General features: G+C 44.5%; 21 protein-coding genes and 1 pseudogene. 12 read left to right on the forward strand and 10 right to left on the reverse strand.

Annotation, left to right across the window (positions count from 1 at the left end; genetic code table 11):
• Positions 1–33 precede the first annotated feature (33 nt).
• The 7 genes from QUA80_RS30910 to radA all read right to left on the reverse strand — a co-directional run bounded on the left by QUA80_RS30910 (position 34) and on the right by radA (position 4502).
• Positions 34–669 carry an ISAs1 family transposase gene (locus QUA80_RS30910; protein WP_445302310.1) on the reverse strand — a complete coding sequence of 212 codons (636 nt, stop codon included), beginning with the start codon at positions 667–669 and terminating at the stop codon, positions 34–36.
• A gap of 75 nt (positions 670–744) precedes the next feature.
• Positions 745–960, reverse strand: coding sequence for a hypothetical protein (locus tag QUA80_RS30915; protein WP_333428761.1), 216 nt, complete (start codon positions 958–960; stop codon positions 745–747).
• 83 nt (positions 961–1043) lie between these two features.
• Positions 1044–1997, reverse strand: coding sequence for a WD40 repeat domain-containing protein (locus QUA80_RS30920; protein ID WP_333428762.1), 954 nt, complete (start codon positions 1995–1997; stop codon positions 1044–1046).
• Between the two features lie 60 nt (positions 1998–2057).
• Positions 2058–2297, reverse strand: coding sequence for a DUF2283 domain-containing protein (locus QUA80_RS30925; protein ID WP_333428763.1), 240 nt, complete (start codon positions 2295–2297; stop codon positions 2058–2060).
• A 12-nt stretch (positions 2298–2309) separates the two neighbouring features.
• A complete protein-coding gene (locus QUA80_RS30930) occupies positions 2310–2561 on the reverse strand; it encodes a DUF4258 domain-containing protein (protein ID WP_333428764.1) in 252 nt (83 codons plus the stop codon).
• A gap of 69 nt (positions 2562–2630) precedes the next feature.
• Entirely contained in the window at positions 2631–2900 is a 270-nt protein-coding gene (locus tag QUA80_RS30935) for a type II toxin-antitoxin system prevent-host-death family antitoxin (protein WP_333428765.1), read from the reverse strand.
• A 45-nt stretch (positions 2901–2945) separates the two neighbouring features.
• Complete coding sequence (gene radA, locus QUA80_RS30940) at positions 2946–4502, reverse strand: DNA repair protein RadA (RefSeq protein WP_333428766.1); 1557 nt, start codon at positions 4500–4502, stop codon at positions 2946–2948.
• A 165-nt stretch (positions 4503–4667) separates the two neighbouring features.
• Here radA and rpaB point away from each other — a divergent pair, with 165 nt between their 5' ends.
• The 6 genes and pseudogenes from rpaB (at position 4668) to QUA80_RS30970 (ending at position 12057) form a co-directional block, all read left to right on the forward strand.
• The gene (gene rpaB, locus QUA80_RS30945) at positions 4668–5399 is read left to right on the forward strand and encodes a response regulator transcription factor RpaB (RefSeq protein WP_071587789.1); all 732 of its coding nucleotides are present in this window, start codon (positions 4668–4670) and stop codon (positions 5397–5399) included.
• 153 nt (positions 5400–5552) lie between these two features.
• Positions 5553–6194 (forward strand): cofactor assembly of complex C subunit B, encoded by a 642-nt coding sequence (locus tag QUA80_RS30950; RefSeq protein ID WP_333428767.1) that lies wholly within the window; start codon positions 5553–5555, stop codon positions 6192–6194.
• Positions 6195–6777: 583 nt separating this feature from the next.
• Positions 6778–7472 (forward strand): annotated as a pseudogene (locus QUA80_RS30955) (transposase family protein); the annotation flags it as partial.
• Positions 7473–7779: 307 nt separating this feature from the next.
• Complete coding sequence (locus QUA80_RS30960) at positions 7780–9282, forward strand: SLC13 family permease (RefSeq protein WP_333428768.1); 1503 nt, start codon at positions 7780–7782, stop codon at positions 9280–9282.
• Between the two features lie 97 nt (positions 9283–9379).
• A complete protein-coding gene (locus tag QUA80_RS30965; RefSeq protein ID WP_333428769.1) occupies positions 9380–10846 on the forward strand; it encodes an ATP-binding protein in 1467 nt (488 codons plus the stop codon).
• A 56-nt stretch (positions 10847–10902) separates the two neighbouring features.
• A complete protein-coding gene (locus QUA80_RS30970; protein ID WP_333428770.1) occupies positions 10903–12057 on the forward strand; it encodes a glycerate kinase in 1155 nt (384 codons plus the stop codon).
• Between the two features lie 244 nt (positions 12058–12301).
• Here the strand turns inward: QUA80_RS30970 and QUA80_RS30975 are convergent, their stop codons facing one another.
• Positions 12302–12553, reverse strand: a complete 252-nt coding sequence (locus QUA80_RS30975; protein ID WP_333428771.1) for a hypothetical protein — start codon at positions 12551–12553, stop codon at positions 12302–12304.
• A gap of 493 nt (positions 12554–13046) precedes the next feature.
• Between QUA80_RS30975 and QUA80_RS30980 the strand changes: the two genes are divergently transcribed.
• The 6 genes from QUA80_RS30980 (at position 13047) to QUA80_RS31005 (ending at position 15490) form a co-directional block, all read left to right on the forward strand.
• Positions 13047–13115: a hypothetical protein gene (locus tag QUA80_RS30980; protein WP_333428777.1), complete on the forward strand. Its 69-nt coding sequence runs from the start codon at positions 13047–13049 to the stop codon at positions 13113–13115.
• A gap of 52 nt (positions 13116–13167) precedes the next feature.
• Positions 13168–13566, forward strand: coding sequence for a transposase family protein (locus QUA80_RS30985; RefSeq protein ID WP_333428772.1), 399 nt, complete (start codon positions 13168–13170; stop codon positions 13564–13566).
• Positions 13567–13635: 69 nt separating this feature from the next.
• The gene (locus tag QUA80_RS30990; protein WP_333106363.1) at positions 13636–13911 is read left to right on the forward strand and encodes a hypothetical protein; all 276 of its coding nucleotides are present in this window, start codon (positions 13636–13638) and stop codon (positions 13909–13911) included.
• The gene (locus QUA80_RS30995; RefSeq protein WP_333428773.1) at positions 13901–14917 is read left to right on the forward strand and encodes a transposase; all 1017 of its coding nucleotides are present in this window, start codon (positions 13901–13903) and stop codon (positions 14915–14917) included. The genes QUA80_RS30990 and QUA80_RS30995 overlap by 11 nt, the downstream gene beginning before the upstream one ends.
• A gap of 19 nt (positions 14918–14936) precedes the next feature.
• Positions 14937–15170 carry a transposase family protein gene (locus QUA80_RS31000; protein WP_333428778.1) on the forward strand — a complete coding sequence of 78 codons (234 nt, stop codon included), beginning with the start codon at positions 14937–14939 and terminating at the stop codon, positions 15168–15170.
• A gap of 134 nt (positions 15171–15304) precedes the next feature.
• Positions 15305–15490 carry a hypothetical protein gene (locus tag QUA80_RS31005; RefSeq protein ID WP_333428774.1) on the forward strand — a complete coding sequence of 62 codons (186 nt, stop codon included), beginning with the start codon at positions 15305–15307 and terminating at the stop codon, positions 15488–15490.
• Positions 15491–15621: 131 nt separating this feature from the next.
• On the opposite strand, the gene QUA80_RS31010 is transcribed toward QUA80_RS31005, so the two are convergent.
• On the reverse strand, positions 15622–15894 hold the full coding sequence (locus tag QUA80_RS31010) for a hypothetical protein (protein ID WP_333428775.1): 273 nt from the start codon (positions 15892–15894) through the stop codon (positions 15622–15624).
• A 146-nt stretch (positions 15895–16040) separates the two neighbouring features.
• Positions 16041–16307: a hypothetical protein gene (locus QUA80_RS31015; protein ID WP_333428776.1), complete on the reverse strand. Its 267-nt coding sequence runs from the start codon at positions 16305–16307 to the stop codon at positions 16041–16043.
• Positions 16308–16862 lie beyond the last annotated feature (555 nt).

Genomic DNA, 16862 nt, shown 5'->3' on the forward strand with positions numbered 1-16862 from the left:
AGCAGACAACAGTCGCTAACTGACTCTCTGTCTTCATCTGGAGTGCTGGCGAGCGCGCGCAAACTTGACATGCTCCCCCATAGCATCTATGGTTATTACACTTCCGGCAATTTCTAACATTTCTATTAATGCCGGAACTGCTGTCAGTTCATTGGATTTTTTATCGACTTTTTTTTGACCTAAAACCAATTGATGAGATGAAGACCAGGCTGTAACTATATGTAGCGCTTTTTGCTGGTCATTTCGGTCATAAGATTGTTTCATTGTTTTGCCATCAATGGCAATCACGTTTAGTTCTAATTCCCCGACTATGGCATTTACCCAACTCAAAAAGCATTCTTGAAAATGTTGTGGTTCAATTCGGGCAAATACCCGACTAAATGTGTCATGAGATGGTATGCCATTCGGCAATTCTAGAAAGCTTTTTAACCATTCATATTTGGCGTTACCATAGGCTTCTATTGCCACCCATCCGTCTGCGCCGCTGATGATAGCTAGAATCGCAATCGCTATAATATCTTTGAGTAAGTGTTCTTTACTTCTTTCTATTCTTGGGTCTTTCAAATTGGCAAAATGCTCTAAAAAACTGGTATTTAAAATATTCATTGAAGGCAATGAATCTGTTTGTTTTTGTTTGGAAGTTACACCTTTACTAAAACCTCTTGCCATTGATAGCACGAATAAAATACAATAAACTACATTAAAATTTAGTCGGATTTAACTGTAGCATATTTTGCGTTAAACTTAAGATGCGTTTACCCTGCAATCACCAAAGAATTGTTCGGTGGCAAGACGATGCCAAGCAGCGTTTTCCTCTTCTTCATCTTCTGTGTCAGTTGGTTCTTTCACCAGAACAATAACTCGGACTTCTTGGTTAACTACCAAGTATTTTAAGAGAGTATCGGGAAATTCTATTTTCCCTTCATCTGTGACTTTTGCGGGAAACTCGTAAGCTTTCATAATTTTTAGGTCAATTTTTTTACAACATTATTCAGTTTGTGATTTACTTTCTAATTCCTTGAGTTATAAAAAAACTCGCACGATTATAAATCTCTTTGCCAAATCTTGATAGTTTTGTTATCACTTCCACTAACCAGAGTCTGCCCATCCGGGCTAAAAGCCACAGAGTAAACTCCCCATGAATGTCCCAAGAGACTGCAAATTTTATCTCTGGTATCGAGATTCCAAAGTTCGATAATACCAGGTTCCGTACTATCCTCTTCGCTGCCAGAATCCCACCCGCCACTTGCTAAAATTTTCCCATCAGGGCTAAAAGCTAAGCAGAAGTCCCCCATTGAATTTTCCGCAAGAGTATAGATTTCTATTCCCGTGTAGAGATTCCACAGCTTAATAGTTCCCACACAGTGCAAAGTCGCAAAAGTTGCTCCATCGGGGCTAACAGCGATCGCATAAACAGAGTCCATACCCTCCTGCCAATGCTTTGTCCAGATTTCATCTCCAGTGGTTAAATTAAAAGCTACTGCACTTAGAGAAACATAATCATCTGCACTGCTACTAAGTAGAATCTTTCCGTCAGGGCTCAATAAAATAGCCAAACTATAAAATACTTCTACTGGCCACTTTAAAGTCCGAATTTCTTCTCTATTTCTAAGGTTCCAAAGTTTGATAGTTGTGTCTTCACTGGCACTTGCCAGAGTCTTCCCGTCGGGGCTGATAACTACAGAAGTAATTATGTCTGAATGTCCGGTGATGGTGTAAATTTCCTCTTTAGTGCTGAGATTCCAAAGCTTGATAGTTTTGTCTTTACTGCCACTAGCAAGAGTTTGTCCATCAGGGGCGAGGGCAATGGATGCAACCCCTTGTGAATGTCCTGATAAAGTGTGAAGTTCTTGCCCTGTGTTGAGGTTCCACAGCTTAATTGTGCTATCAGAACTTCCGCTAACTACAGTCTGTCCGTCTGGAGTGATGACAACAGAAGTTACCGAACATGAATGTCCGTGAAGGGTGTGTACGCATTGCCAGTTAGTTTGAAGCATTTGATATTACTCCTAGCATTCATCCAGCAACCACATTTTTACTCATTGTTTTCAATGCCATTAAAGTGCAAGCTGAATCTCGGAAGATTCTCCTAAAGCTTCGTTGACAACAATCAGTTTTCCTTGACTATCCGCCCCTAATTGTTGATTGGCATTGAGTAATTCAATTCCATAAATAGTACCGTCTGGGGCAATATCCACATTCATTTGCTCGCTAACCTGGATAGTTTTTACCTGTGTGGTTTTTTCTTTCAGGTATATATAAGCTACGTTGTATCTGGGATCGTAAGTCAGTTTCATGGAACCTCCTGCTCAAAAGAATTTGACAATTACAGTGATAATTATCCAGTCTTCGCCTTCTGGGGCTGCGATCGCCTCTACTGTCTTCATAGCATAAACTTTTCCCTGCCACTCAGCATTGAAGGAAAAGTTGCGCCTAAATCCGGTTCTGCCAAATTGAGCCGGAAAAGTTGTGCCACTTTCAACAGTAGCAATTACTTCTGCCTCAGTTGCACCTCGCTCAATCAATCGTGCTTGAGCATGGGGATGTAATCTAACGCTCACGTTGCTATTACCTCATTTTTGCCTCTTTATTTTTGCACTAACTTAATTCACCACAGCCGCGCATCAGCATCAAAATAAAGGCATGAGTGTCCAACAACAACCTGATTCCATGTACTCCTTAAACTCTTCTAGCGGTTCGTCAAAATCATCGGACATCCAAACCATTCCTTTAGCACTCCCAGCTTTGGATGACCAGCGCTTCTTATTAGCTGGCGGTATTCCTACCAATTTTACAACAGGCTGGTTATCTTGATTAATCGCCACTTCTTCTCCTCTCTGAGCCGCTGCGATTAATTCCAGAAGCTTTTCTTTTGCCTCAAGTATGTCTACTTGATACATCTTTTTTGCCTGATTACAGTCAATCTACAGCATCACTATTTTAACTCAATTCGATAAATCTTCTTCCTCCAAATCAACAGGCTGAAACTCTAAATCACCAGGCTGCAACTGAGCCGGAGTAGCCGGAATCGCCGCAATAATTGCATCGATTACTTTAGCCACCGGAATAATCTGCATCCCCAAATCTGGCACCGCTTGATTCTTAGGAATAATCGCCCTTTTGAAACCCAATTTCGCCGCTTCCCTCAGCCGCAATTCTAATTGGGAAACCGGCCGCACCTGTCCCCCCAAACCCACTTCTCCGAGCAAAACTGTGCGCGCATCAACCACCCGATCGCGAAAACTGGCCACAACGGCGATCGCCACTGCCAAATCCGCCGTCGGTTCCTCCACCTTCAACCCACCCACCGACGCGACAATCGTATCCAACTTAGATAAAGGAATCCCCACCCTTTTCTCCAAAACCGCCAAAATTTGCTGCAATCTAGAATTGTCCACACCAGTAGTAGAACGGCGCGGCGAACCAAAACTCGCAGGGCTGACTAACGCCTGAATTTCTACTAAAATCGGTCGAGTTCCTTCGCAAGCAACAGTCGTGGAAGTACCGGGCGAAAATTCATCTTTATTGCCTAAAAACAACTCCGACGGATTATCTACTTCTCGCAAACCGTTTGCTACCATTTCAAAAACACCGATTTCATGAGTCGCGCCGAAACGGTTTTTCATCGATCGCAAAAGCCGGTGAGAAGCAAAGCGATCGCCCTCAAAATAAAGTACAGTATCTACCAAATGTTCCAAAACCCTCGGCCCCGCCAAAGCTCCATCTTTCGTAACGTGACCGACAATAAATAAAGTAATATTTTCCCTTTTCGCCACCTGCATCAAAGCAGACGTACATTCCCGTACCTGAGCCACCGAACCCGGAGCCGATGTTAAACTAGCAAAATAAATAGTTTGGATGCTGTCAACTACCGCTACATTCGGTTTCAGCGCTTCCAACTCCCGCAAAATTACTTCTAAATCCGTCTCTGGAAGCAAGTAGAAATTCTCCGCTGACTTGTCCTCGGAATCCTTCTTAGCTTCCCCGTTGCTGCCAGATTTATGCCCGCCGTTGCTTGACAATTCAACCGGATTAGCCACGCCCAAACGCTGCGATCGCAACTTCACCTGCTGGCCGGACTCCTCCGCACTGACATACAGTATCCGATCCTTGCGGGCCAACATATTCGCCACCTGCAACAGCAGCGTCGATTTCCCGATTCCCGGTTCCCCCCCAATCAACACCAGCGAGCCCGGAACAATCCCGCCTCCCAAAACTCGATCGAGCTCCCCGTAACCAGAAGGCCAGCGAGACTGAGTTTGGTCGGAAATCTGCGATAATCTGAAAGATACCCTGGGTTGACCCTTCGACTTATCAGGGGGCGAACCGCCCGCTGCCTTAGTTGTCACCCCTGTTAAACCAGCCCGCGATACACCAACAGTAGGTTGTTCTAACTGCTCGTCAAAAGAATCCCACTTCTGACAGCTAGGACACCTGCCAAAATATTGTGGTGAATCATACCCGCATTCCCGACAAATATATTGTACTCGAGGCTTAGGCATTGTTTACTATAGATAAATAGTCACCCTAACATTTAGAAAAGTCTGAGTTCAAGCAATTATCAAGCTTTCAGACCGATACCCACACATGATTCAATTTGTGTCTTCTATGATAGGGTACAAAAAATTAACATTATCTGAAATGTAACTTAAGGAGTGCTCGGTAACTTGGAAAACCATAAAGAAAAAATTCTGGTAGTCGATGACGAAGCCAGTATCCGCCGCATTCTGGAGACTCGCCTTTCCATGATTGGCTACGATGTCGTCACCGCTGCTGACGGCGAAGAAGCTCTCGAAACATTTCGCAACACCGAACCCGACTTAGTGGTTTTGGACGTGATGATGCCTAAGCTAGACGGTTACGGCGTCTGTCAGGAGTTGCGTAAAGAGTCAGACGTGCCTATCATCATGCTAACTGCTTTGGGAGACGTAGCCGATCGCATCACCGGTTTAGAATTGGGCGCCGACGATTACGTCGTCAAACCTTTCTCTCCCAAAGAACTTGAAGCCCGCATCCGTTCGGTACTGCGGAGGGTTGACAAAAACGGGGCGTCGGGGATTCCCAGTTCCGGAGTCATCCACGTCACCAATATTAGGATTGACACCAACAAGCGCCAAGTTTACAAAGGCGACGAACGAATTCGCCTCACAGGCATGGAATTCAGCCTGTTAGAACTGCTTGTCAGCCGTTCTGGAGAGCCTTTTTCGCGATCGGAAATTTTGCAGGAAGTCTGGGGATACACGCCAGAACGCCACGTAGACACCCGCGTAGTGGACGTTCACATCTCGCGGCTTAGGGCAAAGTTGGAAGACGACCCCAGCAATCCCGAATTAATTCTCACCGCCCGCGGCACCGGCTATCTCTTCCAGCGAATTGTCGAAATTGGAGAAGTAGGATAAAGTCAGTCGGCAGTTGGCAGTTGGCAGTTGGCATGAGTTAAATTACCAACTACCAATGACTAATGACTAATGACTAATGAATAATGACTAATGACTAATGACTGCTGACTGCTGACTGCTGACTAATGACTAATGACTGATGACTGATGACTAATGACTAAATCCGATCCCAATAAAGTTTTGCGGCAATTGCCCTTAGTTGCAGGAGGGTTAGCAGGTACGCTGCTAATGGTCAACCGCTTGCTGACAGAGCAAATTACAGATTCTCAAGCTCGTTCCGACGCTTTGGGAGTAATTGTCAGCGCTCTGCTGATTTTAACAGGTTTGCTGTGGCAGCAGGTGCAAGCGCGATCGCCCGATTCGGTAAAACTTATCGGCGAAGAAGGTTTTGAATTTGCGCCGGATTTGCCGGAGGCCGTGAAAATAGAATTAGCTTGGGCGTCGCGTTTGCTGTTGACAAATACCGCCACAAGGTCGATCGTAATTGTGTATCAAGGAAAAGTTTTATTGCGGCGCGGCATTTTAGGCATCAATCCCGAGGTCAAACCGGGGCCGATTTTGCAGCGAGTGCTCGACAAAAACAAACCAGTTTATTTAGTAAATCTCAACATTTATCCGGGCAAAATAGAATTTGACTATTTGCCAGAAAACACTCAAGGAGTTATCTGTCAGCCCATCGGCACTCAAGGCGTTTTAATCTTAGGTGCTAACGCGCCCCGCAGCTATACAAAACAAGATGAAAACTGGGTTGAAGGGATTGCCGAAAAACTAGAAAATACCATCAATCGATTTTAGATTTTAGATTTTAGATTTTAGATTTTGGATTGTGGATTGTGGATTTTAGATTTTAGATTGTGGATTTTAGATTGTGGATTGTGGATTGTGGATTTTAGATTTTAGATTTTAGATTTTAGATTTTAGATTTTAGATTGTGGATTGTGGATTGTGGATTTTAGATTTTAGATTGTGGATTGTGGATTTTAGATTGTGGATTGTGGATTTTAGATTGTGGATTTTAGATTGTGGATTGTGGATTTTAGATTTTAGATTTTAGATTGTGGATTGTGGATTTTAGATTGTGGATTGTGGATTTTAGATTTTAGATTTTAGATTTTGGATTGTGGATTTTAGATTGTGGATTTTAGATTTTAAATTGTGGATTTTAGATTTTGGATTTTGGATTTTAAATTGTGGATTTTAGATTTTAGATTGTGGATTGTGGATTTTAGATTGTGGATTTTAGATTTTTAATTTTTAATTTTAGATTGTGGATTTTAGATTGTGGATTAGACCTATTGCCAAATAATTTTATGCTAAAATCAAACATTTTGCTTAAGTGGAGAAGATTGCAGGTTATAGCGTCGAAGCGCCTTAACTCTTGAAGAACAACTTAAGAGTAGTTTGGGAATATTGGCGATGGCGAAAATATCGACGAACCTCTTTTCATATGGGAACAAATTGGGGAGTACCCAAATCAACGATTTGCCGAATTGTAACTAACATTGCATCAAATTTAATGAAAATGGGAAAGTTTGGTATTCCTGGGAAAAAAGCATTGTTCAAAGGTTTTGGGCATCCAGAAGCTGTGGTAATGGATGTCACAGAAATAGCTATCGAACGCAAAAAAAATATATATATTCAGTAAATAAAAATAACGCAACCTAAAAATGCAAGTGGTCATTAATCAAGAAACCAGCACAGATTATTTGCCTAAATTTTGGACTGGGGCATTGCCACGATTTCAGCTTGTTTAAAAAAAGCAATGTTCATTTCCATCCTGAGACCGATAGTTTAGAAGATAGTGGCTATCAAGGGATAAAAGATTATCACTCTAATAAATCGACTCCTAAAAAAAAACTAAAAATAGGAATCTTTCTCTTTTAGAAAAAGACTACAATCGAGCTTTAGCCCAGAACCGAATAGTGATTGAACATATGAATAGGAGTCTAAAAGCTTTCTTACATTTTGTCCAGTCGTTATCGAAATCGCCGCCGTTACGGTCTCCGCTGTAATTTGTTGTCAGCACTTTACAATTATGAGTTAGCTCTAAAGTCTAAAATTCAAAACTTTTAATTATAAAATAGGTTTTTTTGCAAGAGGTTTATTATTCAGGTTTTCCGCCCTTTTTCTTGAAATATCTCGATTCATCAACCGTTTTAAGGGCTTCAGGTCTTGTTCGAGTTCCTTCACTCCCTTTGTAACTTCATGTTAAGAAATGTTTTTTTTGTTTGCCAGAATTCCCAAGAAAGACTTACGCACGATTTGACATTTGTGATATCTGCCGAAAGATAGAGTTACGCGCTTTGGATTAACCCGTTAAATAAACTGGTGTTCTCAGTGCTGCTACACCAGCCTGACTTTCGCTGCAATTGAGGAGAAAATGGGGAAAGTTACTGCGACAAAAACGGCGAATAGCTCAGCAAAATCAAGCTCAACCAGCATTTGGACGCGCTTCGACGCACAGCACAAGCCCCCGAAAAAACCCAGTCCGAGACGTTTTCACTGGGTTGTGGACGCTGTAGTGCCCCTAGCCCTCACATTCACAGCCGGCATTGCTGTGCTCTTGCCCGGATCGCTACCCACACCGGCACGTCTGTCACTCTTCGCCTTCATCCTAGCTGCCATCTTGTGGTCAACCACCTCAATTAACGCCGACTACATCGCCCTCAGCACCATGATGCTGCTGATTTTGGCCGGCGGTAGTCCTCAAGAACAGCTCTTTGAAGCCCTCGCCTCAGATGTCATTTGGCTGATGATTGGCGCGTTCATCCTCGGTGGCGCGGTACAAAAAACCGGCTTAGCTGCACGGCTGACTCAACTTGTCGTCTCCCGCGCCACAAACGTCCGCAGCTTGTTCTGGCTGCTGACAACCGTACTAATTCCGCTCTCCTTCTTGATCCCTTCCACATCTGGACGCGCTGCAGTTGCGATCCCCGTGTTTCGCAGCATCGCCAATGCCACCGACGATCGCCGCATCATTCGCGCCTTAGCCTTGCTGATGCCAACCATTATTTTGGTATCTACGATCGTTGCATTAGTCGGAGCCGGCTCTCACCTCGTTGCCAACGATTTGCTGCAACAAATTGCGAAACAGCAGATATCCTTCGCTCAGTGGGCGCTCTATGGCTTACCATTTGGCATTACCGCCAGTTATGCCTCTTCCTGGGTAATTATGCACTTATTTCTCGATAAAGAGCGCCTCGATCGCCAGTTGCAGGTGCCGGTGCAAACCAGCAAGCCCTTCTCACAGGCAGAATGGAAAACCGTCGGCGTTGTCGTCGTGATGATCGGACTTTGGCTGACAGAAACCTGGCACAGCTTGGAAATTGCCACAGTTAGCGTATTTGGGGCGCTTGTGCTGACGCTGCCAGGAATTGGTGTCCTCAAATGGAAAGAAGGACTGAAAGCAGTTTCGTGGAATTTAATCGTCTTCGTGGGTGCCGCCTTAGTCTTGGGACGGGCGCTGATTGACTCCGGCGCTGCCCAATGGATTATTGACCAGTTGTTTGTCGTCACCGGCATCGTCGGGGCAGAATCGCGCACAGTCATCTTATTTGTGCTGGCATTTATCTCCCTCACTTCACACATTTATATGACCTCCCACACAGCACGGGCGGCAGCATTAGTTCCTGCGCTTTTATACCTAGGGAGCAGTTTGCAACTTAATCCAGTTGCCGTATTATTCATCAGCACTGTCGGCATGGATTACTGCCTCACCTTTCCAGTTAGTTCCAAAGCATTATTAATGTTTCAAGAATTAGAAGGTGAAACTTATAAACCAGCCGATTTACTGCGTTTAAGTTCCGTGCTGCTACTTGTTCACCTGGGACTGATGGTGGTGTTTTACTTTGGGTACTGGCGCTGGATTGGTTTGCAACTGTAGCTGTGCCAGCCTGGTAGCCTAGTAGGTTGGGTTTCTTCTGTCAACTTAATCTATTTCTAAAGTTTAAAACTCAGGGGGGAGGAAAAAGCAAAAACTGATGAACTTGCGAAAGAAACTACTGACAACATTTGCAGGATTGGGATTGCTGGCGCTAGCGACTGCCGGCATGACTGTCTGGGCTATTGTCAAATGGCAAAACAGCGAAAATAAGCTGCAAAATCATTACCAGCGCAGTCTGTTAGTCCAGCGAGTCCGGGCCGGAACCTTTCGTGCCTTCAAAGAAGTAACAGAGGCTGTCACCACCGACGACGATGCTCGGGAAGAGTTTGAAGAATCCCTTAAATCCGTCAGTGAAGACTTAAAGAAGTGGGCCGATCTGGCTGACAACGAGGAAGAACAAAAACAGGTAACGCAAGTCCGCAATGCCTACGAAGTGCTGGTGCAAGATGCTCGTACTGTTTTTGACTTGGTGAGGACGAAGCGCAAAAAAGAGGCTTTTAATTTTATCCAAAAGAAATTAGAAGATGATTTCGAGCCATTTGAGGAATTAACGGAAGCAGCCGTCGAGTCTGACCAAAAATACCGGCAGGTGATTCAAGCGCAAACTCAAAGCACTAGGGAAACCGCTGAACTGGTACTCGCGATCGCCGCATTCGGCACCGTCTCGCTGGTATTGCTGCTAGCGGCTTATCTCGCCTCCGACTTATTCGCACCGCTGCGAGAGGTTGAACAAGCGCTCGACGATGTGGCGCGGGGCGATTTGCAGCGCCGGCTTGAAGAAGAACGCACTGACGAACTGGGGGCAGTGAACCGGGCATTTAATCGCATGACAGAGGCGATGCAAGAGCGAGAGGAGACGATCGGACTCGCAAGCCTGCCTGCAGGGGTGGCAGATGAGGCTTCAGACGGAGCGCTCAAAAATATGCCCTCGCGGCTGACACTGCACACCCTGGTGTCCCAGTTGCGCTCTCAGGTTAGCCAACTCGGTAACAGTGCCGGCAGCAATAACAATGTCATGGCTGAAGACAAACAGGAAATAATCGCTCAGCTAGACCGGCTGTTGCAGGCAGTGGCGCGTGCGACTGACTTTGGGTTTCCCTTGGATCTTAATTTGGCCCGCACCGATATCCGTTCGCTGCTGTACGAAGTGCTGCTGCGGTTTCATGACGAGTTTGCGCGTCGTGCCGTTAGCTTTGAGTTGGAAATTTCGCCAGACATCAGCCATGCAGTGGTTGATCGGCTCAAACTGCGGGAAGCTTTGGGCGAGTTGGTGCGTAACGCACTTGCAGCCATGCCAGATCGGGGCGGGCAATTGGGAATTCGTTCGTCCATTGCTGCTGATGCCAACCTGTTGTTAATAGAAGTCGCTGACAATGGCAAGGGGGCTGAACAGCCGCTGATCAATCAAGCTTTTGCCACCTTTGAAAACCCACGAGGCGGCCGTGCCGGTGTGGGATTGCAGCTAACAAAGGCCATTGTTGAGCAGCACGGCGGTCATCTGAGTATTGACAGTCAACCTGGTGTGGGAACTTATGTTCAGATTCAATTACCGCTGCGCGAGTAAATTCCTGGCAAAATTTTCCCGAAGCGATCTCAAAAATTAACCGAAAACAACAGAAGATGAGCTTACGAATTTTAATCGCACCCTCTGGGTTTAAAGAAAGTTTAGAAGCAGATGAAGTTGCTAACAGTATAGAAGCGGGAATTTTACGCGTCCTCCCATCTGCCCAAATTTATAAAGCCCCGCTGGTTGATGGGGGCGAGGGTTTTTCTAAAGCACTGGTGGCAGCAACCGGCGGCACGTTGCATGAACTGACGGTTACAGGGCCCGTCGGGCAGCCGGTGAAGTCCCATTTCGGCTTTCTCGGTGAGACGGATGTGAAAACAGCAGTGTTGGAAATGGCGGCGGCGGCTGGGTTGCGCTTGGTTCCCCGCAATGTCCGCGATCCTTTGGTGACAACCACTTACGGCGTCGGGGAATTAATTAAAGCCGCCCTGGATGCCGGTGCTGAGCGCTTGCTAATTGGCTGTGGCGATTCGGGAACGAATGATGCCGGTGCCGGCATGGCTCAAGCTTTGGGTGTGCGCCTGCTGGACGCTGAGGGCAACGAGTTGGGGCGCGGCGGCGGTGAATTGGCTAAGCTCGATCGCATCGATTTAAGCCAGCGCGATCCCCGACTGGAGCAAGTACAAATTGATGTGGCCTGCAACTGGCACAATATCCTATGTGGCCCTCACGGCGTCGCCAGAGTATTTGGCCCGCAAAAAGGTGCCTCACCCGAAACTGTTGAGAAGCTGGCCGCAGTCCTCGATCGCTTCGCTGATGTCATTGAACGAGACACCGGCATCGATGTGCGCGAAATGCCGGGTGGGGGTGCGTCCGGTGGATTGGGAACCGGCTTGAGCGCGTTGCTGGGTGCAACGTTGCACTCACGCTACGATATTGTGATGCAATATCTAGAGATTGATACCTTGCTGGCAGAGGTGGATTTGGCGATTACCGGCGAAGGCTGTATCGATCGGCAAACCCCACGAGGCAAGATCCCAGCAGAGGTGGCGCGGCGGGCAAAAGAATATCAGGTGCCGGTGATTGCTATTGCCGGCACTATTGGGGATGGGGCTAACCTCAATTACGAGCATGGAATTGACTCGTTTGCCAATATTTTGGAGACTCCAGGGACCTTAGAAGATGCGATCGCTAACGCCACTGAACTTCTGACGGATGCAGCTGAGCGAGTGATGCGTTTAATTTTAGTAGGTCAGAAACTCAAGTAACGCTTGGGATTTCCTAAAACGGAACTTACCCCCCACGCTCGATCGCGAGAGGTTTTCAGCCCCGATCGCGCGGTCATTCGGGGTGAGAACCCTCACCCTATACATGACTACAAACTCAGGGGAACCCCCAGTAAATCCAAGGCTTTTTGCTGTAAAGGACTTGGTATCGTCAACTTATCAAAACTAACACAAACACCTCCCAGTTTAGCGAGCACTCTATTTTTAGCAATCGTCGATAAATTCGTTAGTAACGTCCGAAAACTTTGAACCGGAAAATTGTCCAAATTACGTTGAGTTGAAACTTTGCGTTTTGCCCCAGTCTGGTATTTTTCGGGACAACCACTGAATTCGGTTCCACAGGCTCTAACCATTCTTCCTCCTCAAACAACAACGGCGCTAATTTCTCACGCATCTGCCATTCCACGTAATAAGCCAGCAGGCATAAAAACACGTGCGATCGAACTCGATGAGCCAAGCGGTGATAAATCGGACGCACCTTCAAATCAATAGTTTTATAACAACGAAATGCCGACTAGACTTGAGACAGACTTTTATAAGCCTTCACCGCCCGTGGGTCATCTAATACCGCAGGTGAAACTGAAGTACGAATCACGTACATTCCATCTAAATTTGCTGCCGCTGCAATTTTCTCATGGTTGCGTTCGTAACTGAAACTGTTATCGGTAATTTTCAGATGAAAATGCTTAGACCTCTCCCAAAAAGAAATGGTTGACCGATTACTCTTAAATTATAATGGAATTTTACCCTCCAAAAAACATGAGCCAACTCCGAGAATATATTGAAAAGCATCCATCCTAGACTCAAAGAATGTTGGGTATAGACTACGATCGGTTAATACAACTAATTACCAATGCCGAAAGTCTGTACAGTCAAAATAATCTCAATAAAGTCAGAAAACTCGGCTCATTAAACCCGGCAGTGGTCGCCCCCCTAAACTAACGATCGCAGATCAAATTCTTTTGACATTGGTGTACCTGCATAACTTACCTACTTTTCAAATGCTTGGGGTACAATTTGACATAGGTACTCCACGCTAATTATATTTTTCATCGCTGGGTAAAAATCTTAAGATAGTTATTGCCGGCTTCGGTGTTAGAACAAGTAAAAAAAAATGAGTCGGATCGAGCATGGAGCTTAGAAATTTTGCAAGAAGTTAAATTGATAGTAGATAGCTACGAGCAGTCTATACAAAGACCTACGGACAATGAAGAGCAGAAAAAAAATTACTCTGACAAACAAAATAGACATACTAAAAAAAATCAGGTAATAGTCATGCCATCCGGTAAAGAGATTGTTGACGTAGTAGTAGGAGAAACCGGAGCAACAGCCGACATAAACATTTGGAGAAAGCAGCGATTGTCACTCTTAACCTCACAAAATTTTCAAGGTAATAAAGCTTATGCACTCGACCGTCAATTAACAATACTTCGGACAGTTTTGGAACAGGGACGCTCCCCGAACAGAGACAAAAAATCCCTGGAATTTTAACCGAAACTCCCAAAAAAAGGCACTTTTTAGATTAAGCTCAAAAAATAGACGAACTTAAAAAAATGCCTGATGAATATTCTCGAATCAATTTTACAACAAATGTCAGGGATTAGTCAATCCCAAAAAAAGTTTATGGTGACCTTGTTTTCCACCATATTGCTTGTTTATGGCAAGGTAAACTTTACCAATCTGAGCCGTTACAGTTCGTTGAGTGAAAAAACTTATCGTCGGCATTTTTTGAAAAACTTTGATTTCGCAGAATTTAATCAATACTTTATCAATAAAGCCTTGGATTCTGAGCAAACTATTATTGCTGTAATCGATTGTTCATTTATTGACTCATAGTGGCAAAAAAACTGAAGGGAAAGCTAGCTTTTATAATGGTGTAGCTGGCAGACCAGAAGAGGGATTAGAAATTTCTGTAATTTCTGTGGTCGAAGTCGAAACTCATTTGTCTTATAGTGTGAGTGTACAACAAACACCCTGGCGTCCTCCCACAGAACTACCCAAAAATCCCCTCACTGCTCAAACGAAAAGAAAATCAAAAAAACCAACTAAAAAAAAAGCACGACTATGCTCAACGCCTGAAATAACAAGAGTTGACGACTATGCTCGACATTTAAAAAAAACCCGTTCTTTATTGCCAGAATCTGTACGCTATTTGGTAGCTGATGGTTATTATTGCCGCGCTAAGTTCTGGGATGCTGTACGAAATTCAAATTTAAATTTGATTAGTAAGTTACGCTCAGATGCCAACTTAAAGTACCTCTATACAGGTGAAAAAAATAAGATAGGTGCACCTCGTAAATACGATGGGAAAGTAGACTGTAATAAGTTAAAAAACTTAACCTTCATCAAAGAAGTTAAACCGGGAGTTAAGCTTTACTCATTAGTAGTATGGAGTGTTTCTTTAAAATGCAAAATACGTTTAGCTTGTCTTTCAGAACTTCAACCCAATGGTAAAATCAAAAATATTTTATTATTCAGCACTGATATCGAGCTGACAGGTGAGCAAATACTTGAGTATTATCAGGCTCGTTTTCAGATTGAGTTTATTTTTCGTGATGCCAAACAATTTACGGGCTTATCCAATTGTCAATCTCGTAGTGGTCAATGCCTTGATTTTCATTTTAACGCCAGTCTAATTGCTTTAAATTTAGCCAAATATGAAGCTTATAATCGTCATTCATCTCCCAAGCCATTCGTGTTTTCCATGACCTCTTATAAACGCCGTGAATTCAATAGGCATATACTTTACACATTTATTGATAAGTTAGATTTAGACCGGAATTTAATTTTAAATCACCCTAACCTTCCGTCAGTCCTATCCTATGGTACTCTCGCTGCTTAAAAACTGTCCGAAGTATTGAATTAATACTCCTCATAAAAAACCTCGTCAGGGAGTTCTGACTCCAGCTAAAAAAAGAGCGAACAAGTCAAAGGCTCAAAAAAGAATCTTTGTCGAACATCTAATTAGATTACTAAAAATAGGGAGAGTAGCATCAGAAATATTTCGCTTAAAATCTCAAAATTACGAGAGAATAATTTGGGTGGTATGTGGATTAGTAAGATGGCGAATAGGTGCGATCGTTATGTGTCAGTAAAAGTCCCTACAAACTGAAAAAAAACAGTAAAATTTAGGTCATAAAATTGGGCATTTTTTATCGATGTACCGTTGAAACTAAGCGGGGAAAGGGATTGGAATTATGGAAGAGGTCTCTTGGCTACTTGGTAGCGATTGATAATTTTTCCCACTCTCAACCAAATTTTTTCTGCTCCCGTTAACCGACGTTTAGAACGAGTTGTTGCCGCGACGATTTTGGATAATTCTTTCTCAGTTGCTTGTAGCAGTCGAGACAGAGTATTGGCTCTTTCTTCTGCTAAATATGGATGGCGGCAGGCGATTAACCTTTCTCCTGGATAATCTGGGGATTGAATGGCAGCTAAATCTTTTTGGTCAAACAGTGACAGTTGTATCGCTTCTTGTTCTACTAATTCTCGGATTTGTGGCGCTCTTAATGCTGCAATCCAATCCTTACCTTCTACCCCCTTTAATTATGCTTCAATTCTTGCCGAAGTAAGTACGCCTCGCTCGCCGACTAATACTAACCGTTGAATGCCAAACCGAGTGCGGACTTTTTCGAGAATCGGGCTTAAGGTTGTGGCATCGTTGACATTGCCTTCAAATACTTCAACGGCGATCGGGCAGCCAGCAGCGTTACAAAGCAATCCAAAAATGATTTGTAATTTCCCTTTATTTTTGTCTCGCGAATAGCCGTATTGAGCCAGGGGACAGGTGGTTCCTTCAAACAGGGGTGGAGGTGACATCGTAAAGAATTAAGCTGCCTTCACTCAGGTGTTTGGCTGCGATTCTTTGTTCGATTTCCTGTTGTCTATCTGACAGCCAATCCATTGCTTCATAAAGGTCGTCAGCATCAGCATCTTGAACTTTTAAGATTCCCGCAAGGGTGCTGTTACAGGTATCTGTCGATAGTCCGCGTTTGCTGAGCTAATTTTGAGGCGGGGTCGATGATTCGCGCTACTATCATTGCCGTGACTAGATCCCGTTGGCGGCTGGGGAGATCGCTAATTAATGATTCTAGCCCGATATTTTTGAGCGTACCTAACACGGCGGCCACATGGCCGTGTGGTAAGGAACGCTGGATCTCAAAGGCGGATTCTAGACTGTCGAACGCAGTGCCACCTTCCTTGTAAAATTCGCAGTCCTTCAATGGCATCATCGGGCAATTTTGAGAGGTTAGCTAGGGTGAGAAAAGCGCACTTTTCCACCCTCTCGGTAGGATTGTAAGAGGACGGCTGGTGGGGAATTGCGGTTGGGGACTCTTTCGATGTGCATGACTGCAATTCTCTCACACTGTGCGAGCAAACAATCTCAAGAAAACCTGAAATTACATGGCTGCGCAAGCGGGTCGATCGAATCGCTAAAACCTACAGTGAGCATGCGTTCGAGTTCGGTCGAAACTACCCCGCAGGGGGTAAGTTCCCTTCAAATCTGGCAGATTAGTTAACAGATACCAAGGTTCATCTTCTTGTTTGCCTAGATATTTACGTTTCCATGAAGCGACCAAGTTAAATCGAGAACAACCTTTCTTTTTAGTAAACCCCACCTTTGGATAAAACAGATGAATTCCCGGTTTAACTGGAATGCTATAGCAATCCTCGCATCATTTGTGAATTTCTTACTCCCGGACCTTGAAAAGCAGGGTAAACGCATCTTAATTTCAACCTAAAACATGATAAGATGAAGTATTTAGCTAAATCAAGGGCGTAATTCA

Source organism: Microcoleus sp. F4-D5, assembly GCF_036704885.1.
GTDB lineage: Bacteria > Cyanobacteriota > Cyanobacteriia > Cyanobacteriales > Microcoleaceae > Microcoleus.